This window comes from uncultured Agrobacterium sp. (genome assembly GCF_913777885.1).
GTDB lineage: Bacteria > Pseudomonadota > Alphaproteobacteria > Rhizobiales > Rhizobiaceae > Agrobacterium.
Map to the genome: position 1 here is coordinate 280,835 of NZ_CAJYTV010000008.1, position 24,529 is coordinate 305,363.

General features: G+C 56.2%; 21 protein-coding genes and 1 riboswitch. Of the genes, 11 read left to right on the forward strand and 10 right to left on the reverse strand.

Features of this window, described 5'->3' with window-relative positions:
- Positions 1-451: 451 nt before the first annotated feature.
- Both QZ869_RS06860 and QZ869_RS06865 read right to left on the reverse strand, forming a co-directional pair.
- On the reverse strand, positions 452-2,659 hold the full coding sequence (locus QZ869_RS06860; protein WP_296103488.1) for a polysaccharide biosynthesis tyrosine autokinase: 2,208 nt from the start codon (positions 2,657-2,659) through the stop codon (positions 452-454).
- A gap of 148 nt (positions 2,660-2,807) precedes the next feature.
- A complete protein-coding gene (locus tag QZ869_RS06865) occupies positions 2,808-3,968 on the reverse strand; it encodes a polysaccharide biosynthesis/export family protein (protein WP_296085196.1) in 1,161 nt (386 codons plus the stop codon).
- Positions 3,969-4,494: 526 nt separating this feature from the next.
- On the opposite strand from QZ869_RS06865, the gene QZ869_RS06870 reads away from it, so the two are divergent.
- Entirely contained in the window at positions 4,495-4,782 is a 288-nt protein-coding gene (locus QZ869_RS06870) for a hypothetical protein (RefSeq protein WP_296103491.1), read from the forward strand.
- A 121-nt stretch (positions 4,783-4,903) separates the two neighbouring features.
- Here QZ869_RS06870 and QZ869_RS06875 read toward each other — a convergent pair whose 3' ends face one another.
- The 5 genes from QZ869_RS06875 to QZ869_RS06895 all read right to left on the reverse strand — a co-directional run bounded on the left by QZ869_RS06875 (position 4,904) and on the right by QZ869_RS06895 (position 9,375).
- Complete coding sequence (locus tag QZ869_RS06875; RefSeq protein ID WP_296103493.1) at positions 4,904-6,145, reverse strand: right-handed parallel beta-helix repeat-containing protein; 1,242 nt, start codon at positions 6,143-6,145, stop codon at positions 4,904-4,906.
- Between the two features lie 103 nt (positions 6,146-6,248).
- The gene (locus tag QZ869_RS06880; protein WP_296103495.1) at positions 6,249-6,566 is read right to left on the reverse strand and encodes a hypothetical protein; all 318 of its coding nucleotides are present in this window, start codon (positions 6,564-6,566) and stop codon (positions 6,249-6,251) included.
- 93 nt (positions 6,567-6,659) lie between these two features.
- The gene (gene msrB / locus QZ869_RS06885) at positions 6,660-7,148 is read right to left on the reverse strand and encodes a peptide-methionine (R)-S-oxide reductase MsrB (RefSeq protein WP_296099629.1); all 489 of its coding nucleotides are present in this window, start codon (positions 7,146-7,148) and stop codon (positions 6,660-6,662) included.
- A gap of 157 nt (positions 7,149-7,305) precedes the next feature.
- Complete coding sequence (locus QZ869_RS06890; RefSeq protein WP_296103498.1) at positions 7,306-7,962, reverse strand: SGNH/GDSL hydrolase family protein; 657 nt, start codon at positions 7,960-7,962, stop codon at positions 7,306-7,308.
- 108 nt (positions 7,963-8,070) lie between these two features.
- Positions 8,071-9,375 carry a UDP-glucose/GDP-mannose dehydrogenase family protein gene (locus QZ869_RS06895; protein WP_296085205.1) on the reverse strand — a complete coding sequence of 435 codons (1,305 nt, stop codon included), beginning with the start codon at positions 9,373-9,375 and terminating at the stop codon, positions 8,071-8,073.
- Positions 9,376-9,920: 545 nt separating this feature from the next.
- Between QZ869_RS06895 and QZ869_RS06900 the strand changes: the two genes are divergently transcribed.
- The gene (locus QZ869_RS06900; protein WP_296103500.1) at positions 9,921-10,787 is read left to right on the forward strand and encodes a D-amino-acid transaminase; all 867 of its coding nucleotides are present in this window, start codon (positions 9,921-9,923) and stop codon (positions 10,785-10,787) included.
- A gap of 16 nt (positions 10,788-10,803) precedes the next feature.
- Here QZ869_RS06900 and QZ869_RS06905 read toward each other — a convergent pair whose 3' ends face one another.
- Positions 10,804-10,974 (reverse strand): hypothetical protein, encoded by a 171-nt coding sequence (locus QZ869_RS06905; protein ID WP_296103502.1) that lies wholly within the window; start codon positions 10,972-10,974, stop codon positions 10,804-10,806.
- A 62-nt stretch (positions 10,975-11,036) separates the two neighbouring features.
- On the opposite strand from QZ869_RS06905, the gene QZ869_RS06910 reads away from it, so the two are divergent.
- Complete coding sequence (locus QZ869_RS06910; RefSeq protein WP_296103505.1) at positions 11,037-11,690, forward strand: MFS transporter; 654 nt, start codon at positions 11,037-11,039, stop codon at positions 11,688-11,690.
- Here the strand turns inward: QZ869_RS06910 and QZ869_RS06915 are convergent.
- The gene (locus tag QZ869_RS06915) at positions 11,611-13,182 is read right to left on the reverse strand and encodes a serine hydrolase (protein WP_296103509.1); all 1,572 of its coding nucleotides are present in this window, start codon (positions 13,180-13,182) and stop codon (positions 11,611-11,613) included. The two genes, QZ869_RS06910 and QZ869_RS06915, sit on opposite strands and share 80 nt — an antisense overlap.
- Positions 13,183-13,291: 109 nt before the next feature.
- On the opposite strand from QZ869_RS06915, the gene QZ869_RS06920 reads away from it, so the two are divergent.
- The 5 genes from QZ869_RS06920 to QZ869_RS06940 all read left to right on the forward strand — a co-directional run bounded on the left by QZ869_RS06920 (position 13,292) and on the right by QZ869_RS06940 (position 21,257).
- Complete coding sequence (locus QZ869_RS06920) at positions 13,292-14,329, forward strand: dipeptidase (protein ID WP_296039808.1); 1,038 nt, start codon at positions 13,292-13,294, stop codon at positions 14,327-14,329.
- 147 nt (positions 14,330-14,476) lie between these two features.
- A complete protein-coding gene (gene mprF / locus QZ869_RS06925; RefSeq protein WP_296039810.1) occupies positions 14,477-17,077 on the forward strand; it encodes a bifunctional lysylphosphatidylglycerol flippase/synthetase MprF in 2,601 nt (866 codons plus the stop codon).
- Positions 17,074-18,438 carry an AcvB/VirJ family lysyl-phosphatidylglycerol hydrolase gene (locus tag QZ869_RS06930; protein ID WP_296103512.1) on the forward strand — a complete coding sequence of 455 codons (1,365 nt, stop codon included), beginning with the start codon at positions 17,074-17,076 and terminating at the stop codon, positions 18,436-18,438. The genes mprF and QZ869_RS06930 overlap by 4 nt, the downstream gene beginning before the upstream one ends.
- 251 nt (positions 18,439-18,689) lie before the next feature.
- On the forward strand, positions 18,690-19,832 hold the full coding sequence (locus QZ869_RS06935; protein ID WP_296103516.1) for a Xaa-Pro peptidase family protein: 1,143 nt from the start codon (positions 18,690-18,692) through the stop codon (positions 19,830-19,832).
- Between the two features lie 87 nt (positions 19,833-19,919).
- The gene (locus QZ869_RS06940) at positions 19,920-21,257 is read left to right on the forward strand and encodes a telomere resolvase (RefSeq protein ID WP_296085218.1); all 1,338 of its coding nucleotides are present in this window, start codon (positions 19,920-19,922) and stop codon (positions 21,255-21,257) included.
- Positions 21,258-21,290: 33 nt separating this feature from the next.
- Here the strand turns inward: QZ869_RS06940 and QZ869_RS06945 are convergent, their stop codons facing one another.
- Entirely contained in the window at positions 21,291-21,956 is a 666-nt protein-coding gene (locus tag QZ869_RS06945) for a CHASE3 domain-containing protein (RefSeq protein WP_296103518.1), read from the reverse strand.
- Positions 21,957-22,156: 200 nt separating this feature from the next.
- A riboswitch (TPP riboswitch) is annotated at positions 22,157-22,259 on the forward strand.
- A 67-nt stretch (positions 22,260-22,326) separates the two neighbouring features.
- Here QZ869_RS06945 and QZ869_RS06950 point away from each other — a divergent pair.
- Genes QZ869_RS06950 through thiD form a run of 3 tightly spaced genes read left to right on the forward strand, consistent with a single transcriptional unit; the run spans position 22,327 to position 24,516 of the window.
- Positions 22,327-23,067, forward strand: a complete 741-nt coding sequence (locus QZ869_RS06950; protein ID WP_296103521.1) for a hydroxyethylthiazole kinase — start codon at positions 22,327-22,329, stop codon at positions 23,065-23,067.
- Positions 23,054-23,713 carry a thiamine phosphate synthase gene (thiE, locus tag QZ869_RS06955; RefSeq protein WP_296085221.1) on the forward strand — a complete coding sequence of 220 codons (660 nt, stop codon included), beginning with the start codon at positions 23,054-23,056 and terminating at the stop codon, positions 23,711-23,713. Before QZ869_RS06950 ends, thiE begins: the two co-directional genes overlap by 14 nt.
- Positions 23,710-24,516, forward strand: a complete 807-nt coding sequence (gene thiD, locus QZ869_RS06960; protein ID WP_296103523.1) for a bifunctional hydroxymethylpyrimidine kinase/phosphomethylpyrimidine kinase — start codon at positions 23,710-23,712, stop codon at positions 24,514-24,516. The genes thiE and thiD overlap by 4 nt, the downstream gene beginning before the upstream one ends.
- Positions 24,517-24,529: the final 13 nt, after the last annotated feature.

Sequence of the window (24,529 nt, forward strand, 5' to 3'; positions counted from 1 at the left end):
GTCTTGAGCGAAAGACGCCAGTCGGCGAGGCGATAAAGCGCGCAGATCGCGCCATAGAGGCATCAAGGAATTTGCATCGATGATGTAGGAAAGGTGCAACAGAAGGAACGTACCTTCCTTACTTCACCCAAATTGACAGCGTATGATGGAGCCCGCATGCCATCTCGATCTTCCTCCGTCGAGAAAAGACCGGTGTAAAACACAAAGCAAATCCGTCATGAAGATCGACGTAAGCTCGCCGTCCTCGCCACGATCAGTTCCACTAGGCAGCGTATTTCCTGCGATCGCAGGATCACTTCCGAGGCTCTATATCGTCGTGTTGCAGGCGCCGAAGCAATGGCACTTCGGCCGAAATGCTTTTAGGAACTAGATCCGACACGCCAAGTCATGCGGAAGAACTCGCCTGAATCTTCCGCTTGAGCCTCCGACGGACGCTAAAGCCAGCCAAAGGCTACGCCTCGTTTCCTTCTTTATAGTAGCGCGCGTAAGTGGCAGAGTAATATTCGCTGGAGCCATACATGCGGTACAGTTTCATCTTTTCCTGGTCGACCTTGTTCAACACAACGCCCAAGCACTTGTCGTAAAGGCGTGCCTCTTTGGTCATGACTTGGCGAACCACTTGCCGCGCAGTTTTCCCCCATTCGACCACAAACAGGAAGCCGTCTATGCGGCTGGCGATTGCGCGCGCATCGACAACCGGCCCTACTGGTGGCAAGTCGATGACGATGTAGTCTGCCTCGGCACCGAGCACATTCAGAAGATTGGCCATAGCATTGGAAGACAAGAGTTCGGAGGAATGCGGTACGCGGTGGCGAATGATTGCCGGCAGGAAGGAAAGCTGGGTGGCCGGGTCATGCTGCATGACACTGCGCGGGTCTTCGCCGTTGAGCAGAACCTCGAGCAGGCCACCCTGAGCAGTGACATTCATCGCCCGGGTAGCGCCGGGATTGCGAAGGTCCGCATCGATCAGAATGGTGCGCGCGCCTTGGCTCGCCAACAATTTGGCGAAGTTGATGGAGATTGTCGATTTGCCTTCGCCGGGGATGGCAGACGTTACCCCGATTATTTTGCATTGCTTGCCGACAAAGGCCATGTCGGCGGCAATCTTGCCACTTCGCATTGTTTCCGCGAAAGCCGACAATGGATTGTTGACGACGTAATTAACGACCGCACCACCCACAGCAGCAGGCCCTCCGCGCATAGTCGATTTGGTTGGATCGATCGCGGGTGCAATTCCGATGAATTCAACGCCGAGAACGTCGCGAACCTGGTCACCGGTGCGGAAGAACCTGTCCCGGAATTCTCTGAACGCGCCGAGTCCGCAACCTACCATCACGCCCGCTAAGCCAAAGAGCGCCAGAAACAGCGGCTTTCTCGGATAGCTTGGAGCGATGCTGACTGTTGCTTGCGTGATAACGCGAGCTTCGGTCACAGGAAATGTCTGCTGCTGAATGGCTTCCTGATAGCGCTGAAGGAATAGCTGGTACTGATTTTTGTAGCTTTCCGAAGTGCGCTGAAGCTCTCGCAATTGGACCTGATTTTCACTAGCGGATGCGCTAACCGCGGTCGCCTGTGCGAGGCTGTCACGCAGCGACTTCTCGCGTGCCGTGGCAACATCGAGATCGCTTCGATAGCTCTGCGCGATACGGTTCAACTCTTCGAACATAAGGCGCTTATATTCGTTCATCTCGCGCCGTAGCCGGACAGCCTGGACGTGATCGGGCCCGAGACGACTTGAAATGTCAGCCTCAACCTTGGAGGCATCGAGATATTTCTTGCGCAGATCGGTGGAAATGGAATTGCCCAGAACGTCGGTCACGATCGCATCTGTTTGGCCGCTAGCAATGATCTCTTGAATGCGATCAAGCCGGGCGCGGGCCTTAGCGGTATCGGATTCCGCCGTCAGAAGAGCGGTATTCAATTCTCCCAATTGCTGATCGGTAACAAGCTGATCGCCGACCGAAACGAGACCATGGGCAGCTCTAAACTTTTGAACTGCAAGATCCGCGTTCAGAGAGTCTTGCCGCAGTTCCGCAATGCGGTCCTGAAGCCAATCGCTCGCCCGGCGGGTCGCGTCGTATTTCGAGCTCAACTTGTCGACGAGGTAGGCGTCACCGATAGCGTTTGCAATCTTGGCCGCAAGTTCGGCAGAAGGCGATTGATAATCGATCTCCAACACGTAGGTTTTGCCCACGCGCGAGACATTCAGGTTGGCCTTAAGCTGGGCGGCAGCTGCAAGCCGTGCGGCATCCGTGCTTTGAGCGTCAGAAGCGCCATCACTGGAAAACAACGAGCCGATCGCACGCAGCGTCTGGCGAATGGTCGCAACCAGTGAAAAACCGGAGCGATTAAAGTCTGGGTCGTTCGTCAGGTTCAACTTGTCGACCACTGCAAGGGCGATCGTGTCGGATTGCAGCAGCTCGACCTGGCTCAGAATGGAGGTCTCGTCATCCGGAACAGTGCCGATGGTCGACATCTGCTCCACGACCTGACTGTTGTTTCGATCGATCAGGACATTGACTGTCGATGTGTAATACGGGGTCGCGGTGAAGACGAAGATCAGTCCAAGCACACTTGCGATCGCGCCGCAAAGCACGACCACGTGCCATTGGCGACGTGCAGCACTGATCAGCGCGTCAATGTCGAGAACGTCGCTCAACGCGCTTTTCTCGCCACTTTCCTCACGAAAATCGTTCGATAAATTACGATTGTGGAGCAACTGCTGACCTCTTGTGGTGCGTGGAGCAGGAGGCCGCAACGCGGCAGCCTGCAAAAGTCGTTTTGTCTCAAGGCAGTCTGAACTGAAATTAGTTCAGACGCTGAACACTTGTCTTCGTGGATGCAGCATCACCCGCCACACCTGACACGGTTGACGTTACGGAGTTAAGCAAGTTGAGGAACTTGATGATCTCGACAGAATCCGAGTTCGAGACGTAGATCACATCCTTGTCCTGCATCGGGAATTTCTGAACCGCGAAGAATGCGGAAGGGTCACGCAGGTTCGCACGGAACACAACCGGCACCATGTCGGACGGGAATTTGTCGACGTTGACGCTCAAGCGTTGCAGGAACTGTTTCGGCACGACGCGATACAGCAGCACCTGTGCCGGGTTTGCACGGGAGTCGAGTAGTCCGCCCGCCTTGCCAAGCGCCTCGCCGAGCGTCAGGTCGGTTTCTTCGAAATCGAAGCGACCGTTCAGGCCGGATGCGCCGAAGGCCAAATAGGTCCGACGCTCCCGATCGACGATGATCGTATCGTCGGGCGCGACGAATACGTTCTCGCTTGGGGTATTGACGAGGCGCTCATAAAGCACCGTTGCAGAGCGTCCCTTGCGCTGCAGCGTGACGTAGGTTTCCGAACCTGGCGCATTCAGACCGCCAGCTTGGGAAATGACGTCGAGGATGCGATCCCCGCCTTCGCTCAACTCGACCTTTGCCGGCGCCTTCACGTCTCCCAACACAGCCACACGGGCCGATCTGGAAGAGACCTTGTTGATGAGAACCTGTGGCTCGATCGCACGATTGGCCAACGTTTTTTCGATATCCCGCTGCAGATCGATCGTTTGACGTCCTGCGGCCCGCACAAGGCCGGCGTAGGGAACACTGATGTACCCGTTCCGACCAATGGTCTGCGACGGTAGTGTTACGAAGTTGCCCGGTCGGCTTCCCGCATCTGCAGGAATAAACAATCCACCCGGCTGCGATTCAAAAATGGACACTTGCACAACATCGCCCACACCCAGCGAAATATTGGGAATGACATTGCTTGCCGCGCCAAAGCTGCCAAAACTCGCGAGCGCCCGCGTTTCGCTGGCGTAGGCAAGGACTGCCTTGTTGATATCGACCAGCGCGTAATCGATACCGACGGTTTTATTGGCAGCAGAAACGGTGACTGCAGCACTGGATTCAACCGCTCTATACCCGGGCCCCGACTGAGGAGTACTCGTGCAACCGCTCAAGGCGATCATCGATAACGCCAAAGCTATTATCTGTCTTTTTTCGGCTCTCACTACATCCGTCCCCGTCTACTTCTGCACCAATCGCTCAAATCGGTAAAAAAATCCACCCAACTATTTTCTATCCAATGCTTATATCTCTCGGCAGATGAAAGCTTGTTGTAGTCTGGCAACAGTGTGGCGCGTATAGATTAACTTTCGGGCATTAACCATGATAGCATGCGTCAATTTTCGCCATCTCCAAGTTGAACCGGAGAATTCACCCCAGGCTACCTGCCCGCGCAATGCTACGAAGACGATAATTCCTTGCTTTATAAAGGTAATGAACTTCTTTTTGCAAAAGAATTTAATATGTCAATTGTTGATTTGACGTTAACTATTAATGACATTTATCTCTATTAAAGAGTACACCGAGTGAAGTGAATATCGCCCGGTTAAGCCAGCAAGGTGCCCTGTGGATACTTTAGAATTCCTGCATGTTGCGTGGACAAAATTTACCCAAAGCGTCGCAGACACTTGGGGTGACGGCATCGCGCAAATGCTTCAGTTGAGCAAAGATGAGCTGCTTCTCGCAGCGAGCGCGATCGTCACAGTGCAGCTGATGCTCATCGTTGTTCTTCTTTGGCGGCAGAAAAAGCTGCAGCATCTGACCGCAGACCTGAACGAAGAACTCTCTGCCACGGAAAAGGCGTTGATCAGGGAGCGGCTCTGGCGCAGAGCGGGCGGAAACAATCACACCACCATAAGCGAGGTGGAAATAGACGATATGCTGGTTTCTCTCGGATACGTCCATGACAGGAGCCGGACCAAGCAAGATGCATCCTGATCGGGCTGCTTAACGCATGTCGAGCAACACCTCACAGCGATTTATGTGGTGAGACAGGCAACCGAGGCGCGTGAGCGACGCTGAAAAATCGCGATCCGGGTCTGGCCGGAACCGCTAAAGATCAATGAATGATGTGATAGCGATTGCCCCATGTCAGATTGCCGTCTTTCCAGGATCTCGGAATGAAGCCATCTTTCGGCCAGGATGCTTCAGCAACCGCAAGCATCCAGTTCGACCCGGCGCGGGCGAGAACGACGCAGGAATATTCTCCTGCCTTGTCCGGCTTGAAGGTCGGCGTTTGCGGAACCATGAGATCGATACCGCTTTCACGCCAGATGTAGCTCACTTGCTCCGGTTGCGAGCTCCAGCGCCCCCCGGTGACGCTCAGAACGCCGTTCTCGGACCGCTTGATCTCAGGAACCTCCGTGCAGAGAAACGAACCGTCATTGGTGTAGATCGGCCCCATCACCTGACCACGCCTTGCATTGGAAGTCACCACCTGGGTGCCGAACGCTCGAATGACGACAGGCTCTTTGCACTTCATGAAAATGTTTCGATAAACCGACCCCGACCAAGGCCGATCTGCGAAAAAGCCAATATCGCAGCCAGACAGAATATTGTCATGGATGACCATACCTCCGCGCTGAGCGCCCGTGATGCCGTCAAGCACCATATCCTTATCCTTGAAGCCGGTGATCGCAACAGCTCGGCGGGCATTTTCAATGAAGCAATCATATAGATGATGGTCATGAAGATGAGAAAAACTGCCGACGCCATAGCCGAAAGAATAGTTGTTCATCTCGCCGGTCCGCATGAGGCAGCTACGGGTCATGGCATTATTGCCGATCGATGAGTAGGCGAAGTTATGCCCTTCCAACAGGCAGTATTCAGCTTTGTAATTTTCGGTCTCGGCGCACACCAGAGCGCCCTTGGCTGATTCCGTGTCCGTCGCGTAAGTGAAAATATTTCCTCTCAGCCAGACATCGCGACTGATGAAACGATCATCATTCTGATAGGCGAATTGACAACCATCGGCGACTTTTCCACTGCTCACCACAACCTTGCAATTCTCGATCAATGCACCATTGACCCCGGTTGCATAAATCCCATCTCCGCCGACGCGTTCCACTGTGCATCCACGCATGATCAGGTTGAAAAGCTGGTTTTCAACCTTCAAAGACGGCGGATGGCGAGCACCGTGGAACCGAAACCCCTGTTCGGCGTCCGGCGCGTCCGACAGAGACACATCTATTATTTCGACATCTGAAAAGTCTTGATAGCGCAACCCTTGAGTGAACGGCCCCTTAATGGACTGGTGCGCGACCACATCTCCACGCACGCGCTTCTTCAGTATGTCATTCATGGCAGAAGCCTTCGAGAACAGGAGCTTGATCAGAACGGCTCGTGGTGGAGCCCACTGCGTGGTCTTGCAGCAGAAAAGCTAGCGGGAGATTTGAAGCCGTGCTCTACTGCGCACGAAACGAAACGATAGTTCCGCCTTCATAGTGTCCGGAACCGGGTACGACCGGAGACAATGGCGACATATTGACCACGGGATGGCAGATATCGGTATACCTGCTGCCATCGCGTCCGCTGACGACGAGAACCGAACACTCCCGAACATAATAGGCCGTACGGGGTGCCGGCTGATAAGCATAAGATTTACGCGGCAATTCGCGGTAATGGGGGTGCGAGGTCACCAGATCGGCGGCCGACGCCACGACTGTGCCTGCCAGACTGGTGAAAGCGAACGCGACCAGCAGCTTGCGAACTTGAATCTTCATTGCGAACTATCCTTAGAAGGCCAGATGAGCACGATGGGAATAACGTAATTGAAAAAGCGATATAACAATTCCAGCGTAAAGTCATGAAGGCCGTCATACCTCGGACGACATTCTGACTCCTGCAGAAAACCTCATTGCAATACCGTTGATGCAGTAACGAAGACCGGCTGGCTTGGGTCCATCACTGAAGACATAACCCAGATGACCGTCGCAGCGAGAGCAGCTTACTTCCCGTTGGGAACCAATGCTTGCTTCTGTCACCGCACCCGGAACAGCAGCGAGGAACGTTGGCCAACCAGACCCTGCGTCGAATTTACGGTGAGATGGAAATAATGGCGCGTCGCATGCAGCGCAGGCGAATACGCCGTTGCCGACCTCCGAAAGGAGAGCACTCGACCCGGGACTTTCCGTGGCCTTGTTGCGCATCACATCAAAAACATCCGGATCGAGACGTTGCCGCCACGCCTCTTCGGAAAGCTTTAAACGATCCGCTGCTGCAATGGCCGGGCTCGTGCTGCGCAGGACTATGCCGGCAGAGACGAAACCTGAAATGCCAAGAAGCAACTTGCGTCTGGTCGTCATCTTCCACCTGTTACGCACCAATTACGTCAATCTCTATCATCATTTTATGTAACAACAAAGAATTTAGGGACAACGGAGATAATGTGGTGACACGCTTCCTTCTTGTTTTTGCAGACTGTCCCAAGCAAGTCAGCTCAAGTCTTGCCAGCACGACATCTTATGACGAGCAGTTTACTCCGCCAATTTTCTCAGCGAGCGGCCCGACCATGATGGACGTCGCGGCTTTGGGTGAGGGATGAAGGCCGTCCGGTATCGCTTTCGCCAGCTCATTCTGAGACAGCGACATCCATCGGCTTCGATGATCTATGATCTCGACACCATTTGCCTTCGCCTGCCGGATATGGGCGTCGATGTAGAGGCTGAAATAGGGACGGGCCATTCCGGCCATTCCCGATACAGGGTTCATGATCTGCATGATGATCCTCGCATCTGGCAGACCGCGCCGAAGTGAAGAGAAAATGGCGCCGATCGTATCGCCGCTCGTTGAAACGGAGGTGAAGCGATTGAGAGCAGCATCGTTGGCGTAAAATTCGACAAGAACCACGTCCGGCTTCAGACGGATCACCTCTGAGGTATGCTCAAGTCCCCAGGACGATGGCGCACCACTTTTGGCAACCATTTCGACCGTAGCAGACCAGCCGAGACAGGCGGAAAGCTTTTCAGCCAGAGGACCTTGCCAGCCGCCTCGCGCGGTTAGGGAGGTGCCAAATGCGACAATCTTTAAGGGGTGTTTTTGGCTGTCGAAATTCTGCGCCGTCGCCGCTATCGTAACACTTCCAAACAAAACCAAGAATGACTGGTACAGACGCTTCATTTTGGAGATTGTTCTTTCAGCCCATCATGGGCGTTGGAGCAAAATTCCATCGGGCATCGATATGTCGAAATACAGGGGATGGGCTCTCCACCCCCTGCTTTGCCGTGATTACGCGCCCTTGCCTACGCCGGAATAGGTAAAGCCGTGCGCCTCGACTTCGGCTGCACGGTAGACATTTCGCAGATCGACCAAAACCGGGCTCTTCATCAGCGACTTCAAGCGGTCGAGATCCAATGCGCGGAACTGGTTCCATTCCGTTACCAGAACGACGACATCTGCGCCTTCAGCCGCCTGGTACGGGCCCTGGGCAAATTCGATATCTAGCATAGGCTTGGCATTTTCCATGCCCTCGGGATCGTAGCCAGAAACGATAGCGCCAGCATCCTTCAAGGTCTGGACAACAGCAATTGCCGGGCTGTCACGCATGTCGTCGGTATTTGGCTTGAAGGTAAGACCGAGTACCGCAACCTTCTTGCCCCGCACATCGCCACCGACGGCTGCAATAACCTTGCGGCCCATGGCGCGCTTTCGGTTGTCGTTGATCGCAATCGTTGTTTCGATCAGTCGCACGGGCGCTTCATAGTCCTGAGCGGTCTTCGCCAGTGCCAGAGTGTCCTTGGGGAAGCAGGAGCCGCCGTAACCGGGACCGGCGTGGAGGAACTTCGAGCCGATACGACCATCCAGTCCAATACCGCGCGACACATCCTGAACATCGGCGCCCACCTTTTCACATAGATCGGCGATTTCGTTGATGAAGGTGATTTTCATCGCAAGGAAACCGTTCGCTGCATACTTGATCAATTCGGACGTACGACGCGAAGTGAACAGCAACGGAGACTGGTTGAGGTAAAGCGGACGGTAAACTTCGGTCATGACCGCCTTGGCGCGCTCATCGGAATGGCCAACGACGATACGATCGGGACGCTTGAAGTCGTCGATTGCGGCACCTTCGCGAAGGAATTCAGGATTGGACACCACAGCGAAATCTGCGCTTGGGTTTGCCTCGCGAACGATGCGCTCGACCTCGTCACCCGTACCCACAGGAACGGTCGACTTGGTCACGATTACCGTGAAGCCTTTAATCGACAGAGCGATCTCGCGGGCTGCTGCATAGACATAACCGAGGTCGGCGTGACCATCACCGCGACGTGACGGCGTACCGACGGCGATGAAGACTACATCCGCATCGGCAACGGCAGAGTCGAGCTCAGTAGTAAAGGAGAGGCGGCCTGCCTCCACATTCGTGGCAACCAGCGCATCGAGACCCGGCTCAAAGATTGGAATGGCGCCGTTGTTCAGAGCTTCGATCTTTTCCGCCGCCTTATCGACACAGATGACGTCATGTCCGAAATCTGCAAAGCAAGCGCCAGAAACAAGGCCCACATAACCCGATCCAACCATTACTATGCGCATATTATCCCCTCATATCGGCGAGTAAATCCAGTTAATTGAAATTCAATATCTTATTTCTTGTTTATTGCAACGCACAATATACATCTCGCTGTGAGTTATTGGCATGGTATTATGCTTGCTGTTTTTTAGAGAAACCAAATGTAACGACAATCCGAAGTTGCCATGATTACATAGACGAATTTTAGCGTGATCGACTTGCACAAGTAAAGTTGCGGCCTTCTCACGATCAACGAGTAGTATGCTTGCAGCACTGGGCATCTTAGGTTCAAATCAAGTATTCACATCAGTCCAATTCGGCTTGGAGCGGCGGTCAAATGATGTGTTGCGCGCGATTCCGGGATAAACGGTCGTCTCGGCGACTAGTGCGGTGCACCGCTGCCAATAGACGAAGATCAACTCTAGAACGAAAATACATAATTGTGTCAGCGACGTTATGTCGTGCGCCAGTCTCCAGCAACCAGTCCGACGTCTTTGCCAGGCTTGCATCCTGCCCTCCGCAGTGCCAGACAGAATTGGAAAGCTGGTAGGCATACAGAGGCGGAATCATGGATAGAACGGTTTACTTGAATGGCGCATGGGTTGCGGAAGGTGAGGCGAAAGTGTCGATCTTTGATCGCGGCTTCCTCTTCGCGGATGCCATTTACGAAGTGACGGCGGTCATTCAAGGCAAGCTTGTCGATTATCCGGGCCACGTAGCGCGACTGAAGCGTTCGCTTGGTGCGCTTGGTATCGCCATGCCGGTTGCAGAAGAGGTCTTGCTGGAACTGCACAAGCAGATCGCACGACGCAACGGCGTCGAAGATGGGCTCATCTACCTGCAAATTTCCCGAGGCGTCCAGGATCGCGACTTCGTCTTCCCCGAAACGATGGAGCCGACCTTTGTCATGTTCACCCAGAAAAAGAAGGTGCTGGACAATCCGAAATGGAAGACGGGACTTTCCGTCAAGACCGTGGCTGAGGGCCGCTGGTCCGACAGGCAGATCAAGACCGTGCAACTTCTCTATTCGTCGCTTCGCAAGACAGAAGCCAACCGGGAAGGCTATGACGACGTGCTCTTCGTCGAAAACGGCCACATAACCGAGGCGAGCTCCGCAAATTTTCACATCGTCACGCAGGAAGGCGTTTTGGTCACGCGTGACTTGTCGAACGCGCTGCTGCATGGGATCACACGCGCCTCAATCCTCCACCTGGCCAGAGAGGCCGAACTCGTCGTAGAAGAGCGCGCCTTTACGCCGCAAGAGGCCAAATCCGCTTCGGAAGCGTTTGTGACCTCCGCGACCAGCTTTGTAACTCCGGTGGTTCGGCTTGATGGCGAGAAAATCGGCACGGGCGAAACGGGCCCGGTTAGCGGCAAACTGCTCGAAATCTATATCCATGAGCAGCTTGCTGCGGGCATTCCCGTCGCGAACTAGCCTATTCTTCAAAAGATCAAGCGCTCACACAGCTGATGCGTGCGTTGCTCGATTTGCGATGCTCACTGAAGGCCGCCGTGATTGCACGCAATGTCTCGCGCGTTTTGGCGTCGGTGAGCGAGGAGTGCAGCATGATCGATAGCGAGGGATTGGGCGGCAGACCGAGCGCTTGGCCTATCTCGATCATTTCGGGCGTTGCCAACCGGCAGGGGGAATGCCACCACCGCAAGGCCAGCGGAGAGCGCCGCGGTGACGGCGGACGTGCCTCCGCCGCTTGCCGAAAGGCTACTGCTTCACCGGGGGCCGAAGTTTGTGATACCGCTCGGCCTCCTCATCATCAGTGTGGGGTTCATGCTCTTGGTGTTGGTGATCAGCAGCGAGTATGCAAGTTGGGTGATTTTGCTGCTAGATTGCGCCTTGGCCGGCATCGGGCTGGGTCTCACCAATACGCCCGTCACCAACACGGCAACAACAGCAGTGCCACCGGAACGCAGCGGGATGGCCTCGGGCATGGATATGAGCGCCCGAATGATCTCGCTATCCATCAACATTGCGCTGATGGGCCTGATCTTGTCGAGCAGCATCTCCGGCTACGTCCTGGAGGCACTTCCCAAGGCACCCTCGGACGCCATGCTGGGGATCATTTCGGATTTGATATCGGCAGGAAACCTAGCCATCACCGAAAACCACGGCGTGTCCGTCGCGCTGGCGCAAGAGGCGCTAGCGCATGGCATCGGCAGGGTCACTCTTTACGGTGCGATGTCTGCGATGATCCTGGCCTTGGCTTCACAATCTTCGGAGATAGCCGCACGTCCGTTGAAAGCTAGCGGACCGGTCCAGTCGCCCGCCGATACTCTATCATTCGCGCGCGGCTGGTCACAAGCTCCACATGGTCGTCACTGAGCATGTGGAGGAAGACGCGCTTCGTCCAGGGACCATCGTTAAGAGTGAACAGATAGCGCCCGTTTCCAAGGGTGGTCAGTTTCATCCTTTGGCGAAGCGGGCCGATGCCCATAAGGAGCGTACCTGCGACAATCTCAAATTCCGCGCCTTCGTCTGAGCGCCAGCGTCCATCGAGCTTTGCCTGATCCTTTTCATCGGGCGCGATGGGCAGGAACCGTCGGGTCGCATGGCCGACCTCTCCCACGAGTGACGCGTCATCAGATCGAAGACGAATTGGCGATGACGCTGAGCGGGACGAGACCCATCCATCACCATCGTCATAGAGCGTTTCTTCCGCATCGAGAAAACTGCAGGTGCTGCCTTTGATCTCCAGCCACCAAGGCCCGAACTCAGTGACGTAGAGGCCGTCCGGCAAATACGTCGCGGGCTTTGGCAGCGGCAATCCCGTCAGCGCCGCCATGCTTTCGAGTGCAATCTTGAAACCGTTGGTGTCTTCACGATTGGAGAGCACGACACAGCCGGTACCATTCTGAGGATCGAGCAGAAAATAACTCTTGTATCCGGGATGCGATCCGCCATGGCCGACGAAGCGACGGTTGCCGAGATGCGTCCAGCGCAGGCCAAGGCCGTATTCGCTGAATCTGCCATCGCCAAGCAGGCGGAAAGCAGAGAGTTGACCGAGTACGTCGGCGAACCCATGCTCACCCTTCAACAGGCAACGCAGCCATGTAACCAGAGACCTGGCATTTCCGGCCAGACTGCCGGAGGCGGAGAGATGGAGGCCGGCGGCGGAAAGCTGCCAACCTGCTTTTGATTTCCAGTATCCCGGCGCAAGGCCGCGCACGGGATCGTTCCATACTTCGGGTGCGGCGAGCGAAGCGTCCAAGGGTGCCGCGATACGATCTCGGACGAAATTGTCAAAATGCAAACCCTTGCGCGCCAATGCTTCTTCGACCAGCCTGTATCCCGTGTTCGAATAGGAGACCTCGCTGCCCGCTGGAAAATTCAATCGCCTCTGGCGCGCCACATAAGCCAGAAGCGATCTCGCGTCGGTTGCGTTGTAAACAGACAGGCCAAGCAAGGAGAGACATTCGCGCACGTCCGGCAAGCCTGCGCTCATATCGAGCGCCTGCCCAACCGTCACGTCGCGCAGCGGAGGTTGAAGCTCCTCCATATGTTTCCCGAGAGGATCGTCAAGGCCGATCACGTCTGCATGGGAAAGCACCATGGCACAGAAGACATGTTTGGTCAGCGAAGCGTAGCGCACGACCGTTTCAGGTGAAAAAGGAGCGAACGTCGCGAGACTTTCAAGCCCACCCGAATGGGCGAAACGAATGCCTAAAAGATCGAAACCGACGATGCATCCTCCCGGCTCGTCCCTGCCCCAGCGAGAAACGAAATCCGCAGCGATTTTTGAAGCGGCACTCCAGTCCATCTCGTTGCTGCCCGTTGAGTTTGTCGCGCCTGCACTTCTGCCTGTTGTCGTTGGCATCGCTTTTACCCTCTTCCTGGTGCCGTGTAACGAACACCATTCTTGCATTGCTTTTGCCCCGTCCTCAGAGATAGAGCAGGACACGATGACATCAGTTGAAAGCGATCCCATGACCGACCAAACCGTCCTGCCTGTCTTCGATGGGCATAATGACGTTCTGCTTCGATTGAAACTCTCCGGTTATCAAAATCCGGAAGCGCGCTTCATCGAAGGCGACAGTATGGGACATATCGACCTTCCCAAGGCCAAAAAAGGCGGATTGGCCGGCGGACTTTGCGCCATCTACATTCCCTCGCCCCGCGGCACGGATGCCAATGGCGATTTCCTGGCGCCGACTCAGCAGACCGCACTTGCCACGACACTCTCGATGGCTGGCTTGCTGTTTCGCATCGAGGCGCAGTCGAAAGGCGGCCTGAAAGTGTGCCGCAGCGCTGCCGATATTCGGGACGCGATTGGACACGGTGCTTTCGCCTCGGTCTTCCATATCGAAGGTGTCGAAGCGTTCGATGCCGACCTGGAGGCGCTTTATGTTCTTCACCAGGCTGGCCTGCGCACGCTCGGCCCCGTCTGGAGCAGACCAAACATCTTTGCCTATGGCGTTCCCTTCCGCTTTCCATCCTCGCCCGATATCGGCCCAGGGCTAACGGAAGCGGGACGACGTCTCGTCAAGACCTGCAACGAACTCAAGGTGATGATCGATCTGTCCCACATGAATGAGCAGGGATTTTGGGACATTGCCAAATTGTCCGATGCGCCGCTGGTCGCCTCCCACTCGAATGCCCACGCGCTGTGTAACCATAGCCGCAACCTGACCGACCGCCAGCTCGACGCCATTCGTGATACCGGGGGTCTGGTAGGGATCAATTTCGGCGTGCTCTTCCTACGTCAGGATGGCATCAAGAATCCAGATACCGACATTCGCGAACTGGTCCGTCACGTAAACTATATTGTCGAGCGGATCGGCATCGATCATGTGGCGCTGGGCTCCGATTTCGACGGAACCACCATTCCAGCCGCCATGCGCGACGCGTCGGATCTACAGCTGCTCATCGATGAGTTGCGCAAGGCAGGCTACGACCAGCCATCGCTCGAAAAAATCGGCCACGGAAACTGGCTAAGGGTATTGGAGCAAAGCTGGGGTGCTTGAACGAGTGTTCTAGCGCCAATTTTAGCCAATGATCATACTGTAGATAATCTCAAGAGTATTACGAATCTTCGTAATTGTGAAACCACAACGAATTACTGTCATAATCCTGTGTTTGGCACACAAAGCCCCGCTCACGTGGAATAGTAAATGACTGAGAAGAACGACGTTACGGCGATTGAAGAGGCTGAAGCCGGCCTTTCCGGTTTTTTCGAACGCTACAAACCCCATCTGACGTCGCTCGCCGTCATCGCTGTCTTCGTCATGATGACGGTAACGATATACCGCCTGACATCCGAGGTGCGCTATGATGACATCGTCATCGCCCTACTCGACACGAGCTGGAAGTCGGCGTTTCTGGCCGTTCTGTTCACCGCGCTAAGCTTTGCCGCGCTGATCTGCTATGATCTGAATGCGATAGAATTTATCGGCAAGCGTTTGAAAAAACCTTCGGTGATCGCCACAGCCTTCATCGCTTACGCCGTCGGCAATACCGCTGGTTTCGGTCCCTTGAGTGGTGGCGCGATCCGCTTTCGCGCCTACACGCGCATGGGATTGACGCCAAGCGATATCGCACGCGTGATCGCCTTCGTCACCCTTTCCTTCGGCCTTGGCCTCCTCTCCGTTAGCGCGCTTGCAACCCTGATCGTGGCGCCACGGGTGGCCAGCATCATGGACGTAGACGCAATCTGGCTGCGGGGTGCTGCGGTCATCGTCATCCTCGTTCTCGCCACGCTGATGTATGTCGGTCGCAACGGTCGCGTCGTTCAGATCAGACAACTCAAGCTTCGCCTTCCCGACAGCCGCACATCATCGCGCCAGTTTCTTGTCTCGGCTCTCGATATCGCAGCGTCTGCGTCCGTGCTCTATGTGCTGCTTCCCGAAACCAATGTCGGCTGGCCAAGCTTCTTTGCCATCTACGCCACCGCCGTAGGTCTCGGCGTCCTCAGCCACGTGCCGGCAGGCCTCGGCGTTTTCGAGGCGGTGATGGTCGCGGGTCTTGGCAACGCCATCAGCCTTGATCAGTTGCTGGGCGGCCTTGTCCTATATCGCATGATTTATCATGTGCTGCCGCTGCTTTTCGCCATCATTCTGATGCTGGTCACCGAGATGAAGCAGTTCGCCGCCAAACCGGTGATGGCCGACATCGGCAATCTGGCCGGACGCCTGGCGCCATCGCTTCTTTCGGCCTTCGCCTTGATCCTCGGTGCGATGCTGATCTTCTCCTCTGTGACGCCGACACCGAACAGCAACCTGGATTTCCTATCCAACTTCGTGCCGCTTCCCATTATCGAAGCCGCGCACTTTCTCTCCAGCATTCTGGGTCTTGGTCTCGTCGTTGCATCACGCGGCTTGAGCCAGCGACTGGACGGCGCGTGGTGGGTGGCACTTGTGGCCGCGGCGGGCGGCCTGTTCCTTTCGCTGATCAAGGCGATTGCTATTTTCGAAGCGATCTTCCTTGGCATTTTCATCGTCGCGCTGGTTTTCAACATGCGCGCCTTTACCCGCCACGCCTCGCTTCTGCGCCAAGCGCTCGGACCCACATGGATTGCGGCGATGGCGGTGATCGTCGCCGGTGCCGCAACCATTCTGCTGTTCGTCTATCGAGACACGGATTACAGCCAGACATTGTGGTGGCAATTCGAGTTTTCCGAAGAGGCACCCCGCGGACTGCGCGCCGTTCTAGGCCTGGTCCTTGCATCCTCCACCATCGCCATCTTCAGCCTGTTGCGCCCCGTGACCTATCGGCCCGAGGAGATCAAGCCAGAGGATATTGAGAAAGCCACGGCAATCGTTGCCAAACAGGATGTGGCGGACGCCAATCTCGTGCGCATGGGCGACAAGCACATCATGTTCTCGGAAAAGGGCAATGCCTTCATCATGTATGGTATTCGGGGCCGATCCTGGATCGCGCTCGCCGATCCTGTCGGAGATGAAAGCGAGTTTTCCGATCTGATCTGGCAATTCGTCGAAACCGTGCGAGCCAGCGGCGGCCGGGCGGTCTTTTATCAGATCTCGTCCGTTTCGCTACCCTATTGCACCGATGCGGGCCTGCGGGCCTTCAAGCTCGGTGAGCTCGCCATGATCGACCTCAAGCGCTTTGAACTGAAAGGCGGCAAGCTTGCCAATCTTCGCCAGTCTCTTAGCCGTGGCGCCCGTGATGGGCTCAGCTTCTCCGTTGTCGATACGCCCGACGTCCCGGCGATCTACGACGAATTGAAGCACGTTTCCGACTCCTGGCTGGAGCATCACAACACCCGCGAAAAGACCTTCTCGCTCGGATCGTTCGAACGCGACTATGTACTTTCACAACCTGTCGCGGTGCTGCACAAGGACGGCAAGATCACCGCTTTCGCCAATATTCTGATGACCGACACCAAAAGCGAGGTGACGGTGGATCTCATGCGCTTTGCACCCGATGCGCCGCGCGGCTCCATGGATTTCCTTTTTGTCAGCATCATCGAACACATGCGCGAGCAGGGTTACTCCCATTTCAATCTGGGCATGGCGCCGCTATCCGGCATGTCCAAGCGCGACGCGGCTCCCGTCTGGGATCGCATCGGCGGCACTCTGTTCGAGCACGGCGAACGCTTTTACAACTTCAAGGGATTGCGCGCCTTCAAGTCTAAATTTCATCCCAAATGGGAGCCACGATATGTTGCCGTCTCGAACGGCACCAGCGCCGCTCTGGCATTGATGGACGCAACGGTTCTCATCAGCGGCGGCGTGAGAGGAGTGATCGGTAAATGAGATTTTTGAAACGCCTCACAGGCGCATTGCTCACAGCGGCAGTTCTACTGCCCACTCAGGCGCCGGCGCAGGACGCTCAAAAATATGAGACGGGCATGATCCCGGCCGATCATATTCTGCTGCCCGATGGCGACATCACCTCCACCATCTTTCTGGTGTCGGGCGCGAATGGCTGGGATGAGAACACGCAGAAGGAGGCAGACGCCCTTCTCGAAAAAGGTGCGGCCGTCGTCGGCATCGATTTCCCGGAATATATCAAATCGCTCGAGGCAGATGAAGACGATTGCGTCTATATGATCTCCGACATCGAGCAACTGGCGCAGGAAATCCAGCGCAAGGCGGGCGTATCGAACTACAGCCTTCCCATTCTGGCAGGCGCAGGTGATGGCGGCGCGCTGGTGCTGGCGATGATCGCACAGAGCCCGGCCGCAACCATTGGCGAGGGCGTGGCCGTCGACCCAGTGGCCAGCATTCCGCTGAAAAAGATCCTTTGCACCCCTGCCACCAAGGATAAGGACGGCGAGCGCACGATCTATGGGCTGACGGATGGTCCGCTTCCGGCGCCCGTCAGCGTGCTTTTCACGCCCAGTGCCGATCAAAAGGGCCGTGCGCATGTCGACAGCCTCGTGAAGGATCACGAGGACATCGACGTCAAGGACGTGAAGGACGATGCCACGACCGCTCTCGTGCGGACGCTGCAGGACCGCGTAGACGCAGCCGGAAACTCAGACAGCCCACTTGGACTGCCACTCACCATTCTCGAAGCCAAGCCCTCTCTGGATACGATGGCGATAGTTTATTCCGGCGATGGCGGCTGGCGCGATATCGACAAGGACGTCGGTGACTTTCTTCAGCAAGACGGCATACCCGTGGTCGGCGTCGACTCGCTTCGCTACTTCTGGTCACAGAAGAAGCCTCAAGACGTCGCCGACGACCTTGCGCGAATTATTGATACCTACCGGAAAGAGTGGAAAGTCAACAACGTCATTTTGATCGGCTACTCCTTCGGCGCGGACGTCCTGCCCGCCACCTACAATCAATTGCCCGAGAAGGAGAAGTCTCGCGTGGTGCAGATGAGCCTTCTGTCGCTCTCCCACGAAGTTTCCTACGAGATTTCCGTTGGCGGATGGCTTGGCGTGTCGTCCGATGGCGCCGAAGATCCCGTCAACGACATTGCCAAGATCAACCCCAAGATTGTTCAGTGCGTCTACGGCACGGAAGATGACGAAAGCGCCTGCCCTGCTCTGAAGGACAAGGGGATCGAACTGATCGCCATCGAAGGCGGGCACCACTTCGACGAGGATTACGAAGCTCTGACCCGCAAGATCGTCGCTTCACTGAAACAGCGGCTGCAAAAATAACGCGCGCGCTATTGCTGTCGACATGTTGAATACAGTGTGCAGCCTTTGTATTGCTTGAGATAGCAACAGCCCGAGAATCGAAATCGATTTTCGGGACTCAGGGTGCGTAGATCCAAAAGACGCTCGAAGCCATGCCGCACCAAGCAGATGAGTTGTTTGCAAAACGCATGGACGTGACAATGACCTGAGGCGTATGCGCTGTCTCATTGATGGTGGCGCGCATTCAGGCAAAGCAACCGAAGTGTGTAACAATGCAAATTGCCAATAAGCCCGCCGCCATTTCGAATGCCGAACGCCAGGAACGGCTCCAGCGCCTGCGAGAAAAAATGCAGGAGCAGCATCTCAGCGCAGTCCTTCTCGGCTCGACGGAAAGCCTGCGCTATTTCACCGGTCTGGTTTGGCATCAAAGCGAGCGACTGCTGGGCGCGGTAATCACTTCGGATGCATTGCACTACATCGTTCCCGGTTTCGAAAAGAGCCGTGTCGATACCCTGCCTCATATTGAGGGAGATATTCATATCTGGCAGGAGGAAGACAGCCCGGCAGCACTGGTCGCAAGACTTGCTGGTTCGTCCGGCCTTATTGCGCTGGACGACGCTCTACCGCTTTTCATCTATCACAGCCTCGCCGCCCAAGTCGGACAACAGCGCCTTGTCGATGGCGCGCCCGTTATCCGCAGCCTTCGATTGAAGAAATCTGCGGCCGAGATCGCCATTATTGATCACGCGATGAACCTGACGCTGGAGGTGCAAAAGCGCGCTCATGCCATGATGAGGCCCGGCGTGCGGGCATCCGATATAGTGCGCTTCATCGATGAGCAGCACCGCGCGCTTGGCGGCGAAGGCGGCTCTTCTTTCTGCATCGTGTCATTCGGACAGGCCACATCGCTACCCCATGGCGCTGACGGCGAGCAGATTCTTCAGGCGGGTGACGCCATTCTGGTCGATACCGGAACGCGGATCGATGGCTACCATTCCGATCTGACCCGCACTTATGTTCTGGACGATGCGGATGCCGATTTCGCCCATGCTTGGGCAATCGAGCGAGAAGCGCAGCAGGCGGTTTTCGACGCCGCTCAGCTTGGAAGCGCTTGCGAAACCCTTGATCATGCGGCACGGGCAGTCCTTTCGAGACACGGCCTTGGACCCGACTACGCCCTTCCCGGACTACCACACCGCGCAGGACACGGCTTGGGCCTGGAAATCCACGAGGCACCCTATATCGTGCGTGGAAATATACAGGTCTTGGAAGAGGGCATGTGCTTTTCAAACGAGCCCATGCTCGTCTACCCGCAGAGGTTCGGCATCCGCCTGGAGGACCATATTTACATGGCCGCGAGCGGCCCGCGCTGGTTTACGCAGCCCGCAAAATCACCAGCCGAGCCATTTTCGTGAGCACGGATTGTTATCGATCATCATATTTCATAGCTTGCTTCAAATTTATATATTTTCTATCCCAGACAGATTAGGGGAGAGAATCGTATGCCCGCCACCGAAAAAAGAAAAACGAAAACGCCAATCCTTGTCGACCGCATCGCGGAGTTCGTCGAGAAGATTAAAACGACGCGAAATGACGATGGCAACTTCGATACCAAGAAGATCGGCCGGCTTTGGGACGACGAGGTTCGATTTCATTTCGAGAATGGCAGAACGGCCAAGACGCTCGAGCTTTACATCGTCAAATATCGCTATGCGTTGAAAGACGCTTTCGGACCGAAGACGACGCCGCTCGCTATTTGCAACATGAAAAAACTGCGCGAGCGTCTCGATACGTTCATCCAGCGTGGCGATTATCCGCAAAGCGGCGTGGCGATGTCCATCGTTGAGAAAATCGAGCGGGCCGAGCACAATACCGCTGGGCGCAAACCTCGTTTCCTGCTGCGGGTTTCTGACTTCATCTCCGCCATCAATGGCGTCAGCAGCAAGGAAGAGATGCAAGCGCTATGGGACCGGGAGATGGATGCCATGGCCGACCGAACGCAGGCAACGGTAATTTCCTACATCACGAAATATCGAAACGCCATCCGTGAGGCATTCGGTGAGCAGCATCCCATGCTGCGCATCGCAGCCGGATCGCCTCAGCTTTACGATGAAGCCCGCAAAGCCAAGATGGCCAAGATCGCCACGAAGCACGGCTCGCTCATAACCTTCGAACACTATTCCGAAGTGATGAGACGCTGCAGACGCTATCTACATTCCGAGGATGCGTTGACGATCGGCATCGGCCTGATCGGCACCACCGGGCGACGTCCGTTCGAAGTCTTTACCCAGGCCCAGTTGATGCCTGCACCCTATGGAAACGGCGTTTCCAAATGGAGCGTTTTGTTCAACGGCCAGGCGAAGACCAAGCAGGGCGAAGGAACAAAATTCGGCGTTACCTATGAGATCCCGGTGCTGGAGCAATCGAAGATCGTTCTCGATGCGTATCACCGTCTGAGAAACAGCAGCGAGGGAAAGCTATGGTTCGGCATGACGATCGACGACTTCTCGAGTGATGCCCGGCTACCGCTGCGCGATGCGATGATTGCGAAATTCGAAGACATCTGGCCGAAAGAAGAGCCACCAAAGCCGTATGGCCTGCGCCACCTCTATGCCGAAATCGCCTATCGCAACTTCGCCCCTGCCAATGTGACGAAGAACAGCTATTTTGCTGCCATCCTCGGCCACAACAACAATGATCTGGAAACCTCGCTCTCTTACATGACTTACGCGTTTCCGGAAGATGAACAGGAATCAAAAGCACGAGCCGAGCGCGTTGCGGACCGCACGATCCGCCAGATGATCACCGTCAATCAGATCCCTGGTATGGCGGGGGGATAAGCACACCTGCCCCGTCTCGCGAGCGTGTGCGCGTTACGGCGCTTTCGAATATCGCCGCGCAAGATACATTTCGACCACCGCGCGCGTCAGAAAAGACGCTAGGCCCACGATGATCGCCACCACCCGAATGCGGAACTCGTCTGCCTCGACTTCGGCATGACGCGTGTCCAGCAGCGTATGCTCCGTAACAGTGATTTCGCCGATGACGTCTCGAATACGATCCATCGTACCGACTGCCATATAGCCGATCTCATTGGTACGGGCAGCATTGGCGCCCACGTCGTCGTAGAGCGATATGGAATGCTTGAGTTCCTCAAGCTTCTTCTCGATCAGCTGATCCATCGCTTTGACGCGGGCGACCTGCCCGGAATTGTCCGATATGCGTGTCATCAATTGATTTTGAAGCAAGTGGAGGCGCTCCATCGCCTTTTCGTACGGGGCAAGGTAGCGCTTGTCGCCACTGACAAGATATCCCCTTTGCCCCGTTTCGGCGTCGTCGAGCGCAATCAACACATCTTTCGTGGTATCGATGGCTTCGTAGGTATGCACCACCATATCGTAGTGGTCGCTCAAAAGGTCATGGGTCCAACTCGTGGCAAGGATACCGGCCGCAACGACCACACCCACCGGGATTGATCGCAGCAGTGTGGGAAAGGTCAGATATTTCTGACGCAATGAGGCCCAGGACCAGTCAGACATCTTGCGGATATTCCATACACATGCTGTCCAAGCTCTTCAACATCACGCCGACGCCAACCGTTCACTCAGGTGGCAGCTTATTCTACCAGATCGTTCAACGCGATAATAATCACGAAGTTCAAAGCGGCAGCATCGGAATAGGAGCCATACGCGCCTCTCTCAAAAATCTTGACACGCCATCGCTTTTCTCATTTAGCTTGATCCATTCCGAGGGGAGCATCGAACGATGCTGAGACGGCGCTGAGCCGGACCCTTGAACCTGATCCGGTTAATACCGGCGTAGGAACGGAACGGTCGCCGCCAGGCACAGCTTTCTTTCCATGCGCGCAGTTTATCCGGATCCGCAAAACGCGTATCTGGAGATGAACTGTTGAAGGCAAATATCCCCACTGCGGAGCAAGCGGCGCAACTCCTGAGCCGCGTGCGGGAGCACAGACCGCGTGTTCACTGCCTTATGAATACGGTGGTCCAGAAGTTCACTGCGGACGGCATCACAGCGATTGGCGGTATCCCCTCCATGACCTCTTCCGAGGAGGAAATCGAAAGCTTCGTCGTAAAGACCCACGCGTTGACGATCAATCTGGGGACACTGGACGCGGCCCGCCGCAAGGTCATTCGTATGGCCGTGGAGATCGCCAATCGCCACGGCAAGCCCTGGATCATAGATCCGGTCCACTGCGACTACTCTCCATCACGTTTGGATTTTGCACGTGAACTGAGCGGCCAGTCCCCCTCCATCGTGCGGGGTAATGCGGCGGAAATGGCGGTCATTGAGGATATTGACTGCGCGTTACGCATCCAGACCGGGGCGGTCGATCGCTTGAGTGACGCAGACCGCAAGATTCGGATCGTCAACGGTCACACCTTGATGGCGAAGGTGACAGGGACGGGCTGCCTTTCCGGTGGCGTCATCGCGGCCTTCATGGCCGTAGAGGAGGACGTCATGCTGGCGGCGGCATCGGCGCTCACCATAACGGGCGTTTCCGCGCAGATGGCCGCGAGACACGCAAACGGGCCAGGATCGTTCGAGGTCGCCTTTCTGGACGCGCTGTTCAATCTGACGCGCGAAGATATTCTCTCCCATGCCAGGATCGAACATGACGAAGATTGATTACCGGCTGAATGCCATCGTCGATGCCTCTCTCACCGACGTCGCGCCTCTTTCGCAACTGGCCGCAGTGGCGGCACGACATGGCGCAACGATCATACAGTATCGTGATAAGGCCTCGTCCACACGCCAGATGATCGAACAAGCCATAACCATCGTAGAGACGCTGCGCGGAACGGGCGTGCCGCTAGTGATCAACGACCGTGTGGATGTGGCGCTGGCAAGCGGTGCGGATGGCGTTCACCTCGGGGCGGACGATATGGATGCAACAACGGCAAGACGGCTTCTCGGTCAGAACGCCATCATTGGCCTCACTGTGAAGTCGATGACCGATGCCCGTCAGGTCGCCGAAGCGCCCGCAGACTATGCCTGCATTGGCGGCGTCTTCGAAACCACGTCAAAACTCAATCCAGATTCCCCCGTGGGCCTTGAGGGACTGGGGCGCCTGAGAGATTTCCTGCGCAAGGAGCGACCGGATCTACCCGTCGGCGCCATTGCCGGCATTACGCTTGCGCGTGTACCAGACGTGATCGCGGCGGGGGCCGACGGCGTCGCATTGATCTCCGGTCTGTTTCGCGCCGTCGATATCGCCGCCGCCACAGACGATTTTCGCAAAGCCGTGGATAACGCAGTGGGAGCACGATCATGACGGCCATCGCTCTGACCATCGCCGGCTCCGACAGCGGCGGAGGCGCCGGCATTCAGGCGGATCTCAAGGCGTTTTCGGCGCTTGGCGCCTATGGTGCAAGCGTCATTACCGCCATCACCGCCCAGAACACCAGGGGTGTCAGTGCGGTTGAAGACATCTCCGCGACGATGATTGCCGCACAGATGGATGCGGTCTTCTCCGATCTCGACATCAACGCTATCAAGATCGGCATGGTATCGCGCATCGACACGATCCTAACCCTATCGGCAAAGCTTCGTGAGCAACCCCAGCCTGTGGTTCTCGACCCGGTCATGGTGGCGACCTCGGGAGACCGGCTGCTTCAGGAAGGCGCGATCGAAACCCTTCGCACGGAATTGTTGCCGCAGGCGACGCTTGCCACGCCGAACCTTCCCGAGGCGGCGCTGCTCACCGGCACCGCTATTGCCAAAGATCGAGACGCCATGTTGAAGCAGGCAGAACTGATCGTGAAGCTTGGCGCGCGCGCGGTGTTGATCAAAGGCGGTCACGGTGGCGGGGAAGAGAGTGTGGATCTTCTCTTCGATGGTCAGGCCGTTCAGGAGTTCGCTATGCCGCGGATCGAAACGAAGAACGACCATGGCACCGGCTGCACACTGGCAGCGGCAATCACCGCTCATCTCGCACTTGGCCTGTCACTTGTCGATGCCGTTGGCCTTGCGAAAGACTACCTTCAAGGCGCACTCGCCGCAGGCCGTGATCTTCATGTCGGCAGCGGCAGCGGCCACGGCCCCGTTCACCATTTTTACCGCTGGTGGCCGGCCTGACCGGCACCGATTC